We start from the raw sequence: 16,664 nt of genomic DNA on the forward strand, positions 1-16,664 counted from the left end.
CGCCGCGGCGCTCAGGCCAGGGTCGATACGGCCTGGGCCGCCGACGCGGGCAGGCCGCGCTCCTGCACCAGCCATTCGAGCACCGGCAGCGCGCCCGGCAGCACGGGCGCCACGTTCAGCGGCAGGTGCTGCCAGGCCATCTGCTGGCCTTCGCGCATCTCGAAGTCGCCGTGCCAGGCCGTGACCTTGCACCAGTGCAGCCGCACCAGCGCATGCGGGTAGTCGTGCTCGGTCACTTTCCAGACCGTGGCGCCGTCGATGGTGATGCCGAGCTCTTCCTGCAGCTCGCGCCGCAGTGCCTCCTCGACCGTCTCCCCGGCCTCGATCTTGCCGCCCGGAAACTCCCAGTAGCCCGCGTAGGGCTTGCCGGGCGGACGGGTCGACAGCAGCAGCGCATCGTCGGCCGTGCGGATCAGCACGCCGACCGCGACCTCGGTGTGCTTGCGCTCACCTGGCGCGGCGCTCATGCCGTGGCCCGCCCCGCGTAGTCGCGCGCGAACTGGTAGGCCACGCGGCCGCTGCGCGAGCCGCGCTCGAGCGCCCAAACCAGCGCCTCGGGCCGCGCGGCCTCGATCGCGGCGGCATCGACGCCGAACGACGACAGCCACTGGGCCACGATCGCGAGGTATTCGTTCTGGCTGAACGGATAGAAGCTGACCCAGAGGCCGAAGCGCTCCGACAGCGAGATCTTCTCCTCGATCACCTCGCCCGGATGGACCTCGCCATCTTCGGTATGGGTGTAGCTGAGGTTGTCCTTCATGTACTCGGGCAGCAGGTGGCGCCGGTTGCTGGTCGCGTAGATCAGCACATTGGGCGTGGCCGCGGCGATCGAGCCGTCGAGGATCGACTTGAGCGCCTTGTAGCCCGGCTCGCCCTCGTCGAAGCTCAGGTCGTCGCTGAAGACGATGAATTTCTCGGGCCGCTGCGACACCACCTCGACGATGTCGGGCAGGTCGGTGAGCTCGGCCTTGTCGACCTCGATCAGGCGCAGGCCCTGCGGCGCGTAGGCCTGCAGGCAGGCGCGGATCAGCGAGGACTTGCCGGTGCCGCGCGCACCCGTCAGCAGCACGTTGTTGGCCGGCTTGCCCTCGACGAACTGGCGCGTGTTGCGCTCGATCTTTTCCTTCTGGACGTCGATTTCCTTGAGCGAATCGAGCGCCATCGCGGCCACGTGCTTCACCGGCTCGAGCACGCCATGGCCCGAGCTGCGGCGGCGGTAGCGCCAGGCGATCGAGGCATTCCAGTCGGCCGGCTCGGCCAGCGGCTGGGGCAGGATCGATTCGATGCGGTTGATGAGCTGCTCGGCGCGCTCGATCAGTCTCTGGAACTGCTCGTTCATCGAAAAATCAGGATCTGTAGTCGGCGTTGATCGACACGTAGTCGTGGCTGAAGTCGCAGGTCCAGACGGTTTCGCTGGCATTGCCGCGGCCGAGGTTCACGCGCACCGTGATCTCGCTTTGCTTCATCACGCGCTGGCCGTCCTCCTCGCGGTAGGCCGGGTTGCGGCCGCCCTTGACCGCCACGTGCACGTCGTCGAGGAACAGGTCGATGCCGGTCTGGTCGAGGTCGGCGATGCCCGCGTAGCCCACGGCCGCGAGGATGCGGCCGAGGTTCGGGTCGCTGGCGTAGAAGGCGGTCTTGACCAGCGGCGAATGCGCGATCGCATAGGCCACCTGGCGGCATTCGGCGGCGTCGCGGCCGCCGTCGATCTGCACCGCGATGAACTTGGTCGCGCCTTCACCGTCGCGCACGATGGCCTGCGCCAGCAGGCGCGCCACGTCCTGCATCGCGGCCACGAGCGCCTGGCCCTCGGCCGAATCGAGCGAGGTGATGGTCGCGTGCGCGGCCTTCTGCGTGGCGATGACCACGAAGGAGTCGTTGGTCGAGGTGTCGCCGTCGATGGTCACGCGGTTGAACGAAGCGTCGGCCAGCTGCTTGGCCAGCGGCTGGATCAGCGCCGGGTCGATCTTCGCGTCGGTGGCCATGAAGCCCAGCATGGTCGCCATGTTCGGGCGGATCATGCCGGCGCCCTTGCTGATGCCGGTGACGCTGACCGTGGCGCCGCCGATCTGCACCTGGCGGCTGAAGGCCTTGGGCACGGTGTCGGTGGTCATGATGCCTTCGGCGGCACGGGCCCAGTGGTTGTCGGCGGCATCGGCCAGCGCGGCGGGCAGGCCGGCCTCGATGCGGTCGATCGGCAGCGGCTCCATGATCACGCCGGTCGAGAAAGGCAGGATCTGCTCGGGCGCCAGGTCGAGCTGGCGCGCCAGCGCGATGCAGGTGGCGCGGGTGCGCGCCAGGCCGTCCTCGCCGGTGCCGGCGTTGGCATTGCCGGTGTTGATCAGCATCGCGCGGATGCCGTGGCCGGCCGCGAGGTGGTCGCGGCAGACCTGCACCGGCGCAGCGCAGAAGCGGTTCTGCGTGAACACGCCGCCGACCGCGGCGCCTTCGTCGATCAGCACGACCGTCAGGTCCTTGCGGTTGGCCTTGCGCACGCCCGCTTCGGCCACGCCGATGCGGATGCCGGGGACCGCGAACAAGGCGGCGGGATCGGGAGCGGACAGGTTCACGGGCATGGCGGTATCTCTTCGGAGTTGCGGGTCAGCTGAGTTTGCCGTGGCAATGTTTATATTTCTTGCCACTGCCGCAGGGGCACGGGTCGTTGCGGCCGACGCGCGCGAAGGCGGCCGCCTCGGCGCTCAGCGTGCCCAGCCCCGCGGCCGCGATGCGGCGCTGGCTTTCCTCGTCGACGCGCACCTCGACCTCGCCGGTCTCGGTGGGTGCCGAATAGGTGATGTTCGAGACGTTCTCGCCGCGGTTCTCCATCGCCTCGGCCGCCTGGTCGAGCTGCTCGCTCGACTGCACGCGCACCGTCATGAGCTGGCGCGTGACCTCGTTCTTGACCGAGTCGAGCAGCTGGCCGAACAGCTCGAAGGCCTCGCGCTTGTATTCCTGCTTGGGCTGCTTCTGCGCGTAGCCGCGCAGGTGGATGCCCTGGCGCAGGTAGTCGAGCGAGGCCAGGTGTTCGCGCCAGTGGGTGTCGATGCTCTGCAGCAGCACCATGCGCTCGAACTGCGTGAAGTTCTCGGGGCCGATCAGCGCGACCTTGGCGTCGAAGGTCTCGTTGGCGGCCTGCACCACCTTCTCGACGATGTCCTCGTCGGAGATGGCTTCGGAGCCCTCGACGATCTTCGCGAGCGGCATGTCGATGCCCCACTCGTTGAACAGGGCCTGCTCGAGCGCCGGGATGTTCCACTGCTCTTCCACCGACTCGGCCGGCACGTACTGGCGCACCAGGTCGATGAAGCAGCCTTCGCGCAGCGCCGCGATCTGGGCGCCGAGGTCGCCGGCGTCGAGGATGTCGTTGCGCTGCTGGTAGATCACCTTGCGCTGGTCGTTCGACACGTCGTCGTACTCGAGCAGCTGCTTGCGGATGTCGAAGTTGCGCGCCTCGACCTTGCGCTGCGCGCTCTCGATGCTGCGCGTGACGATGCCGGCCTCGATGGCTTCGCCGTCGGGCATCTTCAGGCGGTCCATGATCGCCTTCACGCGGTCGCCCGCGAAGATGCGCATCAGCGGATCGTCCAGGCTCAGGTAGAAGCGCGAGGAGCCCGGGTCGCCCTGGCGGCCCGAACGCCCGCGCAGCTGGTTGTCGATGCGGCGCGACTCGTGGCGCTCGGTGGCGATGATGCGCAGGCCGCCGAGCGACTTCACGAACTCGTGGTCGTTGTTCCACTCGGCGCGGATGTGCTCGATGTCGGCCTTCTTCGCGGCCTCGTCGCGGCCTTCGTCGGCCTCGACCGCCTCGATCATCTTCTCGATGTTGCCGCCCAGCACGATGTCGGTACCGCGACCGGCCATGTTGGTCGCGATCGTGATCATCTTGGTGCGACCGGCCTGCGCCACGATGTCGGCTTCGCGCGCATGCTGCTTGGCGTTGAGCACCTGGTGCGGCAGGCCCGCCTGCGTGAGCAGGCCGTCGATGATCTCGGAGTTCTCGATCGAGGAGGTGCCCACCAGCACCGGCTGGCCGCGCTCGTAGCACTCGCGGATGTCCTGGATCGCCGCCTCGTACTTCTCGCGCGTGGTCTTGTAGACGCGGTCGAGCTGGTCGTCGCGCTTGCTCACGCGGTTCGGCGGGATGATCATGGTTTCCAGGCCGTAGATCTCCTGGAATTCGTAGGCCTCGGTGTCAGCCGTGCCGGTCATGCCGGCGAGCTTGCCGTACAGGCGGAAGTAGTTCTGGAAGGTGATCGAGGCCAGGGTCTGGTTCTCGGCCTGGATCTCCACGCCTTCCTTGGCTTCCACGGCCTGGTGCAGGCCGTCGCTCCAGCGGCGCCCGGTCATCAGGCGGCCGGTGAACTCGTCGACGATCACCACCTCGCCCTGCTGCACCACGTAGTGCTGGTCGCGGTGGTAGAGGTGACGGGCGCGCAGCGCCGCGTTCAGGTGGTGCATCAGCGTGATGTTGGCCGGGTCGTAGAGCGAGGCGCCCTCGGGCAGCAGCTTGAATTCGCCGAGGATGCGCTCGGCGTTCTCGTGGCCGTCCTCGGTCAGGAACACCTGGTGCGTCTTCTCGTCGACCGTGAAGTCGCCGGGCACCGTGACGCCTTCGCCGGTGCGCGGGTCGGCTTCGCCTTCCTGCTTCTTGAGCAGCGGCACCACCTTGTTGATGGCGAGGTACAGGTCGGTGTGGTCCTCGGCCTGGCCGCTGATGATCAGCGGCGTGCGGGCCTCGTCGATCAGGATCGAGTCCACCTCGTCGACGATCGCGTAGTTCAGCTTGCGCTGAACCCGGTCGCCGGGCTCGTAGACCATGTTGTCGCGCAGGTAGTCGAAGCCGTACTCGTTGTTGGTGCCGTAGGTGATGTCGCTGCCGTAGGCGGCCTGCTTCTCCTCGCGTGGCATCTGCGGCAGGTTGATGCCCACCGACAGGCCGAGGAAGTTGTAGAGCCGGCCCATCCAGGTCGCGTCGCGGTTGGCCAGGTAGTCGTTGACCGTCACCACGTGCACGCCCTTGCCGGACAGCGCGTTCAGGTACACCGGCAGCGTGGCGGTCAGCGTCTTGCCTTCGCCGGTGCGCATTTCGGAGATCTTGCCGTTGTGCAGCGCCATGCCGCCGAGCAGCTGGACGTCGAAATGGCGCATCTTCATCACGCGCTTGGAGCCCTCGCGCACGGTCGCGAAAGCTTCGGGCAGCAGGTCGTCGAGGCTCTCGCCCTTGGCGATGCGGTCCTTGAATTCCTGGGTCTTGGCGCGCAGCGCGTCGTCGCCTAGCTTTTCGAATTCGGGTTCGAGCGCGTTGATGCGCGCGACCGTCTTGCGGTACTGCTTGAGTAGCCGGTCGTTGCGACTGCCGAAGATCTGGGTCAGGAAGTTGGTGGCCATGGGTGGAGGTGGGCGGGCACCTGACACGACAGGCACTGCGACCGGATTCCCTAAGATATGGTGAGAGCAGTTGGGCGCACCTCTTTCAAAAGCAAGCCTTCGAAAGTCGGAAGCCCGTGCCGGTTATCGGTAGTCGGGTTATCGGATTTGAACGATTTTCCCGGCGGGACCGCCGGCAAACCGGGCATTTTAGCTGTCTTGTTTCACCCTCAGAATTACGAATGAATCGCCGTTCCACGCCCCCGTTCACGCTGCAGCAGGCGGCCGAGGATTCGCCCACGCTGGCGAGCCTGATCGCCCGCGCGCGCGACGCCGGCGACCGGCTGCGCGCGGTCGAGGAACTGATCCCGCCGCTGATGCGCCCCGCCATCCAGGCCGGCCCGGCCGAGGGCGACGAATGGTGCCTGCTGGTCAAGGGCAGCGCCGCGGCCGCCAAGCTGCGCCAGCTGGCGCCGATGCTCGTGACCCGGCTGCGCAACCGCGGCTGGGAGGTGCGCAGCATCCGCATCAAGGTGCAGACCGGGCGCTGAAGCCCGCGGCGGCCGGCCGTCTTCCTTGTATTTTACTTTTCGTCTGGAATTGGATAATATTTCCAGATGAATGAAGCCCCATCGTCGCCCGCCGACGCCTCGCTGCTGCTGCTCGACCAGCACCAGGTCGACGCCCTGCTCGCTCCCGAGGACGTGCTCGAGGCCGTGCGCGAGGCCTTCGTGCTGCACAGCGCGCGCGAAGGCCGGGTGTTTCCGGTGGTGCGCGAGCCGCTGGCCACCGGCGGCGTGTTCGGCATCAAGTCGGGCGACGTGCCCGCGCAGGGGCTGCTGGGCTTCAAGGCCGCTGGCTTCTGGCCGGCCAACCGCGCGCGCGGCGGCGAGCCCCACCAGGCCACGATCCTGCTGATCGACCCATTGACCGGCCGGCCGCAGTGCCTGATCGACGGCAACGCGGTCACCACGCTGCGCACCGGCGCGGCCGGCGCGCTGGGCCTGCGCACGCTCGCGCGGCCCAACAGCACGCGGGCCTGCGTCTTCGGCACCGGCGTGCAGGCGCGGGTGCAGCTCGAGTTCGCGCTGCGCACCCTGCCCGCGCTGGCCGAGGTGCGCTACGTGAGCGCCCGCGGCGGGCGCGACGCCGGCTTCGAGGCCGCCTTCGCCGCGCGCTGCGCGATAGCGCCGGCGGCCGACCGCCACGAGGCCGTGGCCCACAGCGACCTCGTGATCACCGCCACGCCCGGCGCCGGCGCGCTGTTCGACCTCGAGGCCGTGCAACCCGGCACCCATCTGAACTGCGTGGGCGCCGATACGCGCGGCAAGCGCGAGCTGCCCGACGGCCTGCTGCCGCGCGCGCGCCTGGTCGTCGACGACCAGGCGCAGGCGCAGCAGATCGGCGAGACCCAGTGGGCGCCCGACACCCCCGGCATCGAGCTCGGCGACCTGCTCTCGGGCCGCGCGGCCTTCGAGCGCGCCGACGACGACATCACCGTGTTCGACATGACCGGCCTCGCGCTGCAGGACCTGACCGTGGCGCGCATGCTGCAGCGGCGCGCGGCCGCGACCGGCACCGGCACGCGCATCGCCTGGCCCTGGTAACCCCCTCTTCCCTCCCCGCCATGACCACCACCCCCTCCCTCGCCGAACTCGACACCCCCGCCGCCCTGATCGACCTGCCGCGCATGCAGCGCAACATCGCGCGCATGCAAGAGCGCATGGATGCGCTGGGCGTGCGCTTCCGCCCGCACGTGAAGACCAGCAAGTGCACGCCGGTCGCGCAGGCGCAGCTCGCGGCGGGCGCGCAGGGCATCACGGTCTCCACGCTCAAGGAGGCGGCGCAGTTCCATGCCGACGGCATCGACGACATCCTCTACGCGGTGGGCATGGCCGCGGCCAAGCTGCCGCAGGCGCTCGCGCTGCGCCACGCGGGCTGCCGGCTGACGATCATCACGGACAGCCTGGCCTCGGCCCGCGCCATCGTCGATTTCGGCCGCACGCAGGGCGAGGCCTTCGAGGTGCTGATCGAGATCGACACCGACGGCCACCGCTCGGGCATCAAGCCCGGCGAGGCCGCGCTGCTCGAGGTCGGGCGCGTGCTGCACGACGGCGGCATGCGGCTGGCGGGCGTGCTCACGCATGCGGGCTCGAGCTATGAACTCGACACGCCCGAGGCGCTCGCGGCCATGGCCGAGCAGGAACGCGCGGGCTGCGTGCAGGCTGCCGAGCGGCTGCGCGCGGCCGGCCTGCCCTGCGCGGTGGTCAGCGTGGGCTCCACGCCCACCGCGCTGTCGGCCGCGCGGCTCGACGGCGTGACCGAAGTACGGGCCGGCGTCTACGTGTTCTTCGACCTCGTGATGCACAACATCGGCGTCTGCGCGCCCGAGGACATCGCGCTGAGCGTGCTGGCCACCGTCATCGGCCACCAGGCCGAGAAGGGCTGGGCCATCCTCGACGCGGGCTGGATGGCGATGAGCCGCGACCGCGGCACCGCGAAGCAGAAGCACGACTTCGGCTACGGCCAGGCCTGCGACCTCGAGGGCCGCGTGATCGAAGGCTATGTGCTGAGCGGCGCGAACCAGGAGCACGGCATCCTGTCGCTGGCGGACGGCACGGCCGCGGACATCGTCGAACGCTTCCCGATCGGCACGCGGCTGCGCATCCTGCCCAACCATGCCTGCGCGACCGGCGCCCAGTTCCCCGAGTACCACGCGCTCGCGCAGGACGGCAGCCTGCGCGCCTGGCCTCGGCTGCACGGCTGGTAAAGCGGTAAAGCGCCCCGCTGCGCGCGGGGCGCCCGGTCGATCAGCCGGCCGACCCGCCGAACAGCTCGGTCATGAACTGCGTCGACTTGAGCCCGGTGCCCGTCAGCAGCACCACCGTCTTCTCGCCCGCGCGGATCTCGCCGCGCTGCTCCAGCAGCTCGATGGCGGCAGCGGCCGACGAGGAGGTCGGCTCGGCATAGAGCCCCGTCGCCGCCAGCCGCCGCACGGCCGCCGCGATCTGCTCCTCGGTCAGCGCCACCGTGCCGCCGCGCGTCTCGCGCAGCGCCTGCAGGATCTCGCGCAGCCGCACCGGCCGCTTGATCGCCGTGCCCTCGGCGATGGTCGGCGCCACCGCGCGCTCGACCAGCGTGTCGACACCGGCCGTGAAGCTCGCATCGATCGGCGAACAGTTGAGCGGCTGCGCGACGAAGATGCGCGGCAGCCGGCGGATCTGCCCCGCCGCCAGCAGCTCCTTGAAGCCGATGTGGCAACCGAGCACGTTGCTGCCCGCGCCGGCCGGGATGACAACGTTGTCGGGCGCCTCGAAGCCCAGGTCCTCCCAGAGCTCGTAGGCCAGCGTCTTCGTGCCCTGCAGGAAGAACGGGTGCCAGTTGTGGCTCGCGTAGAAAATCTCGGAGGACTGGCGCACCGCCTCTTCTTCAGAAGCCTCGCGCGGGCCGGGCACGAGCTGCACCTCGGCGCCGAAGGCGCGGATCTGCGCCACCTTGGGCGCGGGCGTGTAGGCGGGCGCGAGCACCTTCACGCGCAGGCCCGCCGCGGCACCGGAGGCGGCGATCGCGGCGCCGCCATTGCCCGAGCTGTCCTCGAGCACCGCGTCGACGCCGATCTGGCGCAGGAAGGACATCATCACGGCCGCGCCGCGGTCCTTGAAGCTGCAGGTCGGGTTGAACCACTCGAGCTTGAAGAAGGGCTCGAGCCCGCCCCAGCGCTTCTGCACGAGCGGCGTGCAGCCCTCGCCCAGGCTCGCGGGCCGTTCGATCGCCACCGGCAGCGCCGCGCGGTAGCGCCACAGCGAGCGCACGCGCGTGTCGATGTCGTCGCGCGAGATGCCGGGCAGCGGCGTGATCATCATCGGGTGGCCGTCGTCGGAGCGCCAGCGGCGTTCGAGCAGGCCGTGGGTGCGGCCGGTGCGGGGGTCGATGTAGTGCGGGGTGTTCGGCATGGATCGGGGCCTTCGTTGCTTGATGAATGGATTCAGCGGGCCTGGTAGGCCTCGGAGGGGTTGTCGTTCGGCGCCGCGATCGCCTGGCGCAGCGCGGCGCTCATCGGCAGGTTCAGCGCCGCGTTGCGCGGCGGGATCGGCTGCACGAACCACTTGTCGTAGAGCTTCGCGAGCTCGCCGTCGGCCATCAGCCGGCGCAGCTGGGCATCGACCGCGGCCTTGAAGGCCGGGTCGTCGCGCCGCAGCATGATCGCGATCGGCTCCACCGCGAAGGTCTCGCCCGCAATGCGGAAGTCGCCCGGCGTGCGCGCGCTCGCGATGTTGCCCGCGAGGATGTTGTCGTCGTCGACCCAGGCATCGGCGCGGCCGGTCTGCAGCAGCAGGAAGCTGTCGCCCGTGTCCTTGCCGTAGACCTCCTGGAACTCGACGCCGGCCGCCTTCCTGTGCAGCCGCGCGGTCTTCACCGCGCTCGAGCCCGAGGTCACGACCACCGTCCTGCCCTGCAGCTGCGCGATCGAGGCGATGCCCGACTTCGCGGCCACCGCGAGCCGTACCTCGGTGACGTAGGTGGTGAGCGCGAACGCCACCTCCTTCTGGCGCGCCGCGTTGTTGGTGGTGGTGCCGCACTCGAGGTCGACCGTGCCGTTGCGCACCAGCGGAATGCGGTTCGACGAGGTCACGGGCTGGTAGTCGATGGCCAGCGCAGACAGCCGCTGCGCCTCGCGCAGGCCGGCGATCACGCGCTCGCAGAGTTCGACGTGGTAGCCGGTGTAGCGGCCCGCGCCGAGCGCATAGGACAGCGGCGCGCCCGAGTCGCGCACGCCCATCGCGATGCGGCCGCTGTCGGCGAGCTTGCGCAGGGTGTCGGCCGAGGCCGGGCCGGCACCGGCGGCCAGCAGCGAGAGGACGAGGACAGGGAACGCCAGACGGATCTTCTTCATGGGTTTCTCCGAGCAGAGAAAGAAAGAGGGAAGTCGGCGCGCCGCCCGCGAAGGCGGCCGCCGGAGGGCACCGCGGTTCCAGACAATATATTCATTAATGTACTTTTTGTACAGTTTTGGCGCGCGGTTTGGATGCTTCGTCCAGACCTGGATACATTCACCCGCATGAAGAAGAAGTCCGACAAGCACCTGCTCGAGATGCTCGACCACATCGCCGAGGGCCTGGGCCAGACCTTCGCGCCCTTCTGCGAGGTGGTGGTGCACGACCTGCGCAATCCCGAGAACGCGATCCACGCGATCGAGAACGGCCTGAGCGGCCGGCAGGTCGGCCAGTCGGTCACCGAGCTCGGGCTCGCGCGCATCCGCGATCCCGAATTCCCGGCCGTGATCGCGAACTACGCCAATGCCTTTCCCGACGGCCGCAAGGTCAAGAGCACCTCGATCGGCATCAAGGACGAGCACGGCGAGTACGTGGCCGCGCTGTGCCTCAACGTGGACCTGACCCTGTTCCAGAGCTTCCAGAGCGCGATGTCGCAGTTCACGCGCATCGACGACAGCGAGGTGCGCGAGCACCTCGAGCCCGGCAGCGGCCAGTCGGAGCGCATCCATGCGCGCATCGACGCCTTCGCGGCCGCGCGCGCGACCACGCCGCGCTCGCTCAAGCCGGCCGACCGCAAGCAACTGGTGCAGGAACTCAAGAAGGAAGGCTTTCTCGAGATCCGCCGCGGCGCCGAGATCGCGGCCGCGCACATGGGCGTGTCGCGCGCCACCGTCTACAGCGACGCCCGCTAGAAGCTACTGGGGCTGCAGCCCGATCTCGCGCGCCACGCGCTGCCAGCGCTCGGCCTCGGCGCGCATGAAGGCACGCAGCTCGCCGGTGGTCGAGCCGCGCAGCTGCACGCCGAGCGCCGACATGCGCTCCTTCACCGAGGCATGGGCCAGCGCCGCGACGGCCTCGGCGCGCAGCTTCTCGACCACCTCGAGCGGCGTGGTGGCGGGCGCGACCAGCGCCCACCACTGGTCGATCTCCATGCCCGCGAGGCCGCTCTCAGTCAGCGCGGGCACGCCCTGGAGGCCCGGGATGTCCACGCGCTTCGTGCTCGCCACCAGCAGCGGCCGGATCCGGCGCGCGCCCACCAGGCTCGAGCCGCTGGCCAGGGTCGCGAAATGGCCGGCCACCGTACCCGCGGCCACGTCGGTGAGCGCGGGCGCCGAGCCGCGGTACGGGACCATGTTGAAACGGATCTTCGAGCGCTGCGCCAGCAGCTCGCCCGCGAGATGGCTCACGGTGCCCGCGCCGCTGTGCGCGATCGCGGGCGGCGCGGCGCTCGCGGCGGCCGTCTTCATGAAGCCGCGGAAGTCCTTGCTGCCCTCGTCCATGCCCGCGAACAGCACCAGCGGCGAGGTGCCGATCATGGTCACCGGCGTGAAGTCGCGCAGCAGGTCGTAGGGCAGCTTCGCCGTCACCGCCGGCGCGATGGCATGCGGCAGCTCGACGATGACCAGCGTGTAGCCGTCGGGCGGCGCCTTGGCGGCGGCGTCGGTGCCGATCTGGCCGGCCGCACCCGGGCGGTTGTCGACGATCACCGACTGGCCCAGCGTCTGGCTCATGCGCTGCGCCATGGCGCGCGCGATGGCATCGGTGCTGCCGCCCGCGGCCCAGGGCACGACCAGCTTCACGGGCCGGTCGGGAAAGGCGCCCGCCCGGGCGTTGCCGGTGGCGCCCAGCAGGGCGCCTGCCGATGAAACGGCAAGGAAGGTACGTCGGCGCATCGCGTGCTCCGTGAACGAGGGACAAAGGAAGAAAGAACCGGCCTCAGACCGGCGGATCGGGCCAGCTCGGGTCGCAGGCGGCGCTCGCGGTCAGCATCAGCACCACGTGCGCATCGGCCGCCACCAGGCCGTTGTCGCGCAACTGCCGCAGCGCGCCCAGGCCCGCGGCCGCGCAGAGTTCGGCGCTCACGCCGGCGGCCGTCAGCAGCCGCCGCGCCACGCGCGCCTCGTCGTCGCTGACCACCACCGCGCCGCCCGCGGTGGCGGTGGCGGCCTGCCATTGCAGGTAGGTGACGGTGGCGCCCGCGGTCGAGAACTGCGCCGTGTGGCCCGGGTAGCTGCCGTTGACGGCGCCGCCCGCGAGCACGCGCGACAGCCGCGGGAACGGCTCCACCAGCCACAGCCGCGGCAGACGCGCGATGCGCCCGGCCGCCAGCAGGTCGCGAAAGCCCGCATAGATGCCCCAGGCCAGGTCGCCGCGCGCGGTCGGCACCACGATGTGGTCGGGCAGGCCGCCCTCGGCCAGGCATTCGGCCGCGATCGGCTTGTAGCCCTCGATCGCCAGCGGTGCGCTGCCCAGCGCGGGCAGCCGGTAGTTGGTGAGCGCGAAGTAGCCCGGATGCTGCGCGCGCTCGCGCACGAAGGCCCAGCGGCCCGCGTTGTCGGAGAAGGCGTAGCGCCGCGCGCCGAGCGCGTCGAGCTGGCGCGCATAGGCGGCCGGCAGGCCTTCGTAACCCGCGACTTCGCAGGACAGGCCCGCGGCCCAGGCATAGTGGGCGGCCGAGACCGCGGCATTGCCCGAGGAGGCCAGCACCAGCGTGTGGGCGCCGGCGTCCAGCGCCTGCGCCACGCCGACGGCGGTCATGCGGTCCTTGTGCGAGCCGGTCGGGTTGACCGATTCGTCCTTGAGCGCCAGCCGCGCCACGCCGAGGCGCTGCGCCAGTTCGGGCAGCTCGCGCAGCGGCGTGTTGCCTTCGCCGAGCGTGAAGCCCGGCAGGTAGGGCATCGGGAGGCCGGCGTCGGTGCCCGGCAGGTAGCTGGCCCGCAGGCCGATGTGCACGCCCATGCGACGGCAGGCCGGGCAGCCTTCGTTGAGCGAGGACACCGGATAGAGCGTCTCGCAGCGCAGGCACTGGAGGCCGCGCAGTTGCGGATTGCGCAGCGGCCGCACGGCATCGGCCGCGAGGGCCTCGTCCGCGGCGGCGTCGGAAGAAAGGTCGGCGGGCAAGGTATCGAGCGCGTGGAGTGTCATCGCACTGTAGGGTGTGAAGGAGTCGGTCGGGGTGGCGGGCCGAATCTTATGCGTTCGGAAATAAAATCAGAATGCCCAAAATACTCAACCGATAACGGAACTTATCGATGCGATTTGCGGAGATCGAGACTTTCCGGGCGCTGATGCGCAGCAGTTCCACGCGCAAGGCCGCGGCGCTGCTGCATGTGACGCAGCCGGCGATCAGCCAGTCGCTCAAGCGGCTCGAGACGCAGGCCGGCATGCAGCTGTTCCAGCGCACCGGCGGGCGGCTGGTGCCCACGCCCGAGGCGCGCGCGCTGTGGGTGGAGGTCGAGCGCGTGTTCATCGGCATGGACGCGATCGAGCACCGGGTGCGCAGCCTGCGCGACTTCGGCACCAACCAGCTCGAACTCAGCTGCTATCCGGCCTTCGGACTGGGCTTCATGCCGCGCGCGCTCGAGCGCTTCAAGGCGCACCGCGGCGCGAGCGCCTGGCCGCAGGTGTCGCTGCAGGTGCTCAGTTCCAAGGACGTGCGCGACCGGGTCTCGATGGGCATCTCCGACTTCGGCCTGATGGCCGACGAACTCTCGCTCGAGGGCCTCGAGCATTCGACCTTCGCGCATTTCCCGGGCGTGGTGGTGATGCCGCAGGGCCATGCGCTCGCGCGCTTCAAGAGCATCGAGCCCGAGCAGCTGGTGGAAGCGCCCTTCCTCGCGCTCAACCCCGAGGACCCCTCGCACCGCCGGCTCGAGGCCGCGCTGGCGCAGAAGAGCCTGGCGCTGCGCATGGTGGTGCAGACGCCCTACGCCGCCAGCGTCTGCGAGATGGCGCTGCGCGGGCTCGGCGTGGGCCTGGTCAATCCGATCACCGCGCTCGACTACGCCGAGCGCGGCCTGGTGGCGCGCAAGCTGTCGGTCGACATCTCCTTCGCCTGCATCCTCGCGCTGCCGGCCGGCAAGGTGCTGTCGTCGACCGCGCGCGACTTCCTCTCGGTGATGCGCCAGCAGCTGGCCGACGACGAGAAGCGCATGCAACGCTACCTGCGCTGAGCCTTCAGCCCTCGGCCGGCAGCCGGCCGAGGAAATCGCCGATCGCCGCGCCGATCTCCGCCGCATGCGTCTCGAGCGCGAAGTGGCCGGTGTCGAGGAAACGCACCTGCGCGTTCGGGTTGTCGGTCTTGAAGGCCTCGGCGCCCGGCGGCAGGAAGAAAGGATCGTTGCGGCCCCAGACCGCGAGGAAGGGCGGACGGTGGTTGCGGAAGTAGTCGTGGAACTTCGGATACAGCGCCACGTTGTTCGCGTAGTCGAGGAACAGGTCGAGCTGGATCTCGATGTTGTCGGGCCGCTGCATCAGCGCCCAGTCGAGCTCCCAGGCCTCGGGCGCCACCTGCAGCGGATCGGGCGTGCCGTGCACGTACTGCCAGCGCGTGGCCTCGTGCGTCAGTTGGGCCGCGCGCACGGCCTCGCGGTTGGCGGCATTCGGCTCGCGCCAATAGGTGCGCAGCACGCCCCAGCCCTCGCTCAGCCCCTGTTCGTAGGCATTGCCGTTCTGCGACACGATCGCGCTCACCCGCTCCGGGCGCGACAGCGCGAGCCGGAAGCCCACGGGCGCGCCGTAGTCGAACACGTAGATCGCATAGCGCCGCAGCCCGAGCGCGTCGGTGAAGCCCTCGATCACCTTGGCGAGGTTGTCGAAGCTGTAGGCGAAGGCCGGCCGCGCGGGCGACTCGGTGAAGCCGAAGCCCGGCAGGTCGGGCGCGACGATGTGGAAGCGGTCCGCCAGCAGCGGGATCAGGTTGCGGAACATGTGCGACGAGCTCGGGAAGCCGTGCAGCAGCAGCAAGGTGGGCCGCGAGGGATCGCCAGCCTCGCGATAGAAGACCTTGTGCGCGCCGACGGCGACGGTGTGGAAACGAACCATGGGAAGACTCCTGCAAGCCGATGGCGGCGCCCGGGGACTCCCGGACTTGAATAACCTGCTAACTACGTATTTGAAGGTTATTCATGGCCGAGTAACCTGTCAATCTATTTTTTGACAGTTATCATCGCGCCAGGAGCTTTGCCATGACCACCACCGCCGTCCCCATGCCCGCGCCCTTCGTCGGCGACCATCTCGCGCTCGATTTCGTCAACAGCACCGCCACGCCCGACGGCGTGCGCGTCGAATGGCTGGCCGACGGCGCGGCGCTGTTGCAATGGCTGCTGGCGGCGAAGCAGATCGCGCCGGCCGATGTCGAACGGCTGCAGGCCGCCAAGGGCGGCGCGGCCGCGCTCGATGCGGTGGCGCGGCGGGCGCGCGAGCTGCGCGACGGCTTCCGGCACTTCGCCGAACGCCACGCGGGCCGGCCGCTCGACGTGGAGGCGGCGGCCGAGCTCGAGGCGCTGAACCGCCTGCTCGCGCAGGACCAGAGCCATGTGGAAGTGGCGGCCGACCCCGAGGGCGGCGGCCTGCGGCTGCGCCGCGTCGAGCCCTTCTCGACGCCCGATCAGCTGCTGCAGCCGATCGCGCGCGCCATGGCCGGGCTGCTGTGCGACGAGCACTTCGAATGGGTGCGCGCCTGCGAAGGCCACGCCTGCACGCTGATGTTCCTGGACCGCACCAAGACCCACTCGCGCCGCTGGTGCAGCATGGCCTCGTGCGGCAACCGCGCGAAGGCGGCCGCGCACCGGGCGCGGCGCGGCCTCAGTTCCAGCTGAACTCGTGGTTCAGGCCGATCACGACCCCGCGCACGCCCTGCGGCCCGGTCCGTGAGGCGCTGAGGTCCAGGCTGATCAGCGGCGTCAGGTTCAGGCGCGCGCCCACGCGCGAGGTCCACAGCCGCGAGACGCGGCTGCGCTCGGCGATCAGCGACAGCGTGTCGTTGAGCGCCCACTCGCAGGCCAGCCCGCCGCGCGCCGTGCGCTGGCCGGTGCCGGGCGCCCAGTCGGCACCGAGGTTGGCGTGGATCTGCAGGCTCTGCGTGGGGCGCCAGGTGACCGGCAGCACGAACTGCCCGCCCGTGCGGCCGCCGGTGCGCAAGTCCGACACCGTGCCGGCCGAGACCGCGGCGCTCCAGGTGGCATCGGGCGCCGGGCCGAAGAAACTCCACTTGATCTGCGGCCCGCCCGTGACCGTGCGCACGCCCAGCGTCGACAGCCGGTCGAGGTTGAAGCCCAGCTCCACGGGGCCGATGCGGCAGGCCGGGCCCAGGTGGAAGCCGATGACCGGCTCGGTGCCTGTGCGGCCCCACCAGGTCTCGTACTGGCACTGGCCCGGATCGAGCGTGGCGGCATCGTCGATGTCGAAATGGCCGGCCGCGTGCGCGCTCGCGCCGGCCCACAGGCCGCAAGCGGCCAGCAGCCATCCGATGCGCGTCCCTCTCGTGGCGTATTCGTTGTTCTTCATCGCGGGCGTTCCGGT

Annotated in this window: 16 protein-coding genes; 6 read left to right on the forward strand and 10 right to left on the reverse strand. The window is 70.0% G+C overall.

What is annotated here, in order from left to right; all coding sequences use genetic code 11:
* Nucleotides 1–11 precede the first annotated feature (11 nt).
* Genes BM109_RS05055 through secA form a run of 4 tightly spaced genes read right to left on the reverse strand, consistent with a single transcriptional unit; the run spans nucleotide 12 to nucleotide 5,388 of the window.
* Nucleotides 12–467 carry an NUDIX domain-containing protein gene (locus tag BM109_RS05055; RefSeq protein WP_093341038.1) on the reverse strand — a complete coding sequence of 152 codons (456 nt, stop codon included), beginning with the start codon at nucleotides 465–467 and terminating at the stop codon, nucleotides 12–14.
* Complete coding sequence (locus tag BM109_RS05060) at nucleotides 464–1,339, reverse strand: ATP-binding protein (protein ID WP_093341040.1); 876 nt, start codon at nucleotides 1,337–1,339, stop codon at nucleotides 464–466. The genes BM109_RS05055 and BM109_RS05060 overlap by 4 nt, the downstream gene beginning before the upstream one ends.
* A 7-nt stretch (nucleotides 1,340–1,346) precedes the next feature.
* Nucleotides 1,347–2,576, reverse strand: coding sequence for a bifunctional glutamate N-acetyltransferase/amino-acid acetyltransferase ArgJ (gene argJ, locus BM109_RS05065; protein ID WP_093341041.1), 1,230 nt, complete (start codon nucleotides 2,574–2,576; stop codon nucleotides 1,347–1,349).
* A 25-nt stretch (nucleotides 2,577–2,601) separates the two neighbouring features.
* Nucleotides 2,602–5,388: a preprotein translocase subunit SecA gene (secA, locus tag BM109_RS05070; protein WP_093341043.1), complete on the reverse strand. Its 2,787-nt coding sequence runs from the start codon at nucleotides 5,386–5,388 to the stop codon at nucleotides 2,602–2,604.
* Between the two features lie 221 nt (nucleotides 5,389–5,609).
* On the opposite strand from secA, the gene BM109_RS05075 reads away from it, so the two are divergent.
* From BM109_RS05075 to BM109_RS05085, 3 genes are all read left to right on the forward strand, one after another.
* The gene (locus tag BM109_RS05075) at nucleotides 5,610–5,918 is read left to right on the forward strand and encodes a hypothetical protein (RefSeq protein WP_093341044.1); all 309 of its coding nucleotides are present in this window, start codon (nucleotides 5,610–5,612) and stop codon (nucleotides 5,916–5,918) included.
* A gap of 66 nt (nucleotides 5,919–5,984) precedes the next feature.
* Nucleotides 5,985–6,974 carry an ornithine cyclodeaminase family protein gene (locus BM109_RS05080; RefSeq protein ID WP_093341046.1) on the forward strand — a complete coding sequence of 330 codons (990 nt, stop codon included), beginning with the start codon at nucleotides 5,985–5,987 and terminating at the stop codon, nucleotides 6,972–6,974.
* A gap of 20 nt (nucleotides 6,975–6,994) precedes the next feature.
* Nucleotides 6,995–8,137: a DSD1 family PLP-dependent enzyme gene (locus tag BM109_RS05085; protein WP_093341048.1), complete on the forward strand. Its 1,143-nt coding sequence runs from the start codon at nucleotides 6,995–6,997 to the stop codon at nucleotides 8,135–8,137.
* A 40-nt stretch (nucleotides 8,138–8,177) separates the two neighbouring features.
* On the opposite strand, the gene BM109_RS05090 is transcribed toward BM109_RS05085, so the two are convergent.
* Together BM109_RS05090 and BM109_RS05095 are read right to left on the reverse strand one after the other, a co-directional pair.
* Entirely contained in the window at nucleotides 8,178–9,320 is a 1,143-nt protein-coding gene (locus tag BM109_RS05090) for a threonine synthase (RefSeq protein ID WP_093341049.1), read from the reverse strand.
* Nucleotides 9,321–9,352: 32 nt separating this feature from the next.
* Complete coding sequence (locus tag BM109_RS05095) at nucleotides 9,353–10,261, reverse strand: amino acid ABC transporter substrate-binding protein (RefSeq protein ID WP_093341051.1); 909 nt, start codon at nucleotides 10,259–10,261, stop codon at nucleotides 9,353–9,355.
* Between the two features lie 165 nt (nucleotides 10,262–10,426).
* On the opposite strand from BM109_RS05095, the gene BM109_RS05100 reads away from it, so the two are divergent.
* Nucleotides 10,427–11,053: a helix-turn-helix transcriptional regulator gene (locus BM109_RS05100; protein ID WP_093341052.1), complete on the forward strand. Its 627-nt coding sequence runs from the start codon at nucleotides 10,427–10,429 to the stop codon at nucleotides 11,051–11,053.
* A 3-nt stretch (nucleotides 11,054–11,056) separates the two neighbouring features.
* Here the strand turns inward: BM109_RS05100 and BM109_RS05105 are convergent, their stop codons facing one another.
* Together BM109_RS05105 and BM109_RS05110 are read right to left on the reverse strand one after the other, a co-directional pair.
* Nucleotides 11,057–12,034, reverse strand: coding sequence for a Bug family tripartite tricarboxylate transporter substrate binding protein (locus BM109_RS05105; RefSeq protein WP_093341054.1), 978 nt, complete (start codon nucleotides 12,032–12,034; stop codon nucleotides 11,057–11,059).
* 43 nt (nucleotides 12,035–12,077) lie between these two features.
* A complete protein-coding gene (locus BM109_RS05110; RefSeq protein WP_093341055.1) occupies nucleotides 12,078–13,286 on the reverse strand; it encodes a pyridoxal-phosphate dependent enzyme in 1,209 nt (402 codons plus the stop codon).
* 107 nt (nucleotides 13,287–13,393) lie between these two features.
* Here BM109_RS05110 and BM109_RS05115 point away from each other — a divergent pair, with 107 nt between their 5' ends.
* Entirely contained in the window at nucleotides 13,394–14,314 is a 921-nt protein-coding gene (locus tag BM109_RS05115; RefSeq protein ID WP_093341057.1) for a LysR substrate-binding domain-containing protein, read from the forward strand.
* Nucleotides 14,315–14,318: 4 nt separating this feature from the next.
* Here the strand turns inward: BM109_RS05115 and BM109_RS05120 are convergent, their stop codons facing one another.
* Nucleotides 14,319–15,185, reverse strand: a complete 867-nt coding sequence (locus BM109_RS05120; protein ID WP_093341058.1) for an alpha/beta fold hydrolase — start codon at nucleotides 15,183–15,185, stop codon at nucleotides 14,319–14,321.
* A gap of 143 nt (nucleotides 15,186–15,328) precedes the next feature.
* Between BM109_RS05120 and BM109_RS05125 the strand changes: the two genes are divergently transcribed.
* Nucleotides 15,329–15,961, forward strand: a complete 633-nt coding sequence (locus BM109_RS05125; protein WP_093341060.1) for a CGNR zinc finger domain-containing protein — start codon at nucleotides 15,329–15,331, stop codon at nucleotides 15,959–15,961.
* Here the strand turns inward: BM109_RS05125 and BM109_RS05130 are convergent.
* Entirely contained in the window at nucleotides 15,948–16,649 is a 702-nt protein-coding gene (locus BM109_RS05130; RefSeq protein ID WP_256222355.1) for a hypothetical protein, read from the reverse strand. The genes BM109_RS05125 and BM109_RS05130 overlap by 14 nt on opposite strands.
* Nucleotides 16,650–16,664 lie beyond the last annotated feature (15 nt).

Origin of the sequence: Variovorax sp. PDC80, assembly GCF_900115375.1 — a bacterium.
GTDB lineage: Bacteria > Pseudomonadota > Gammaproteobacteria > Burkholderiales > Burkholderiaceae_C > Variovorax.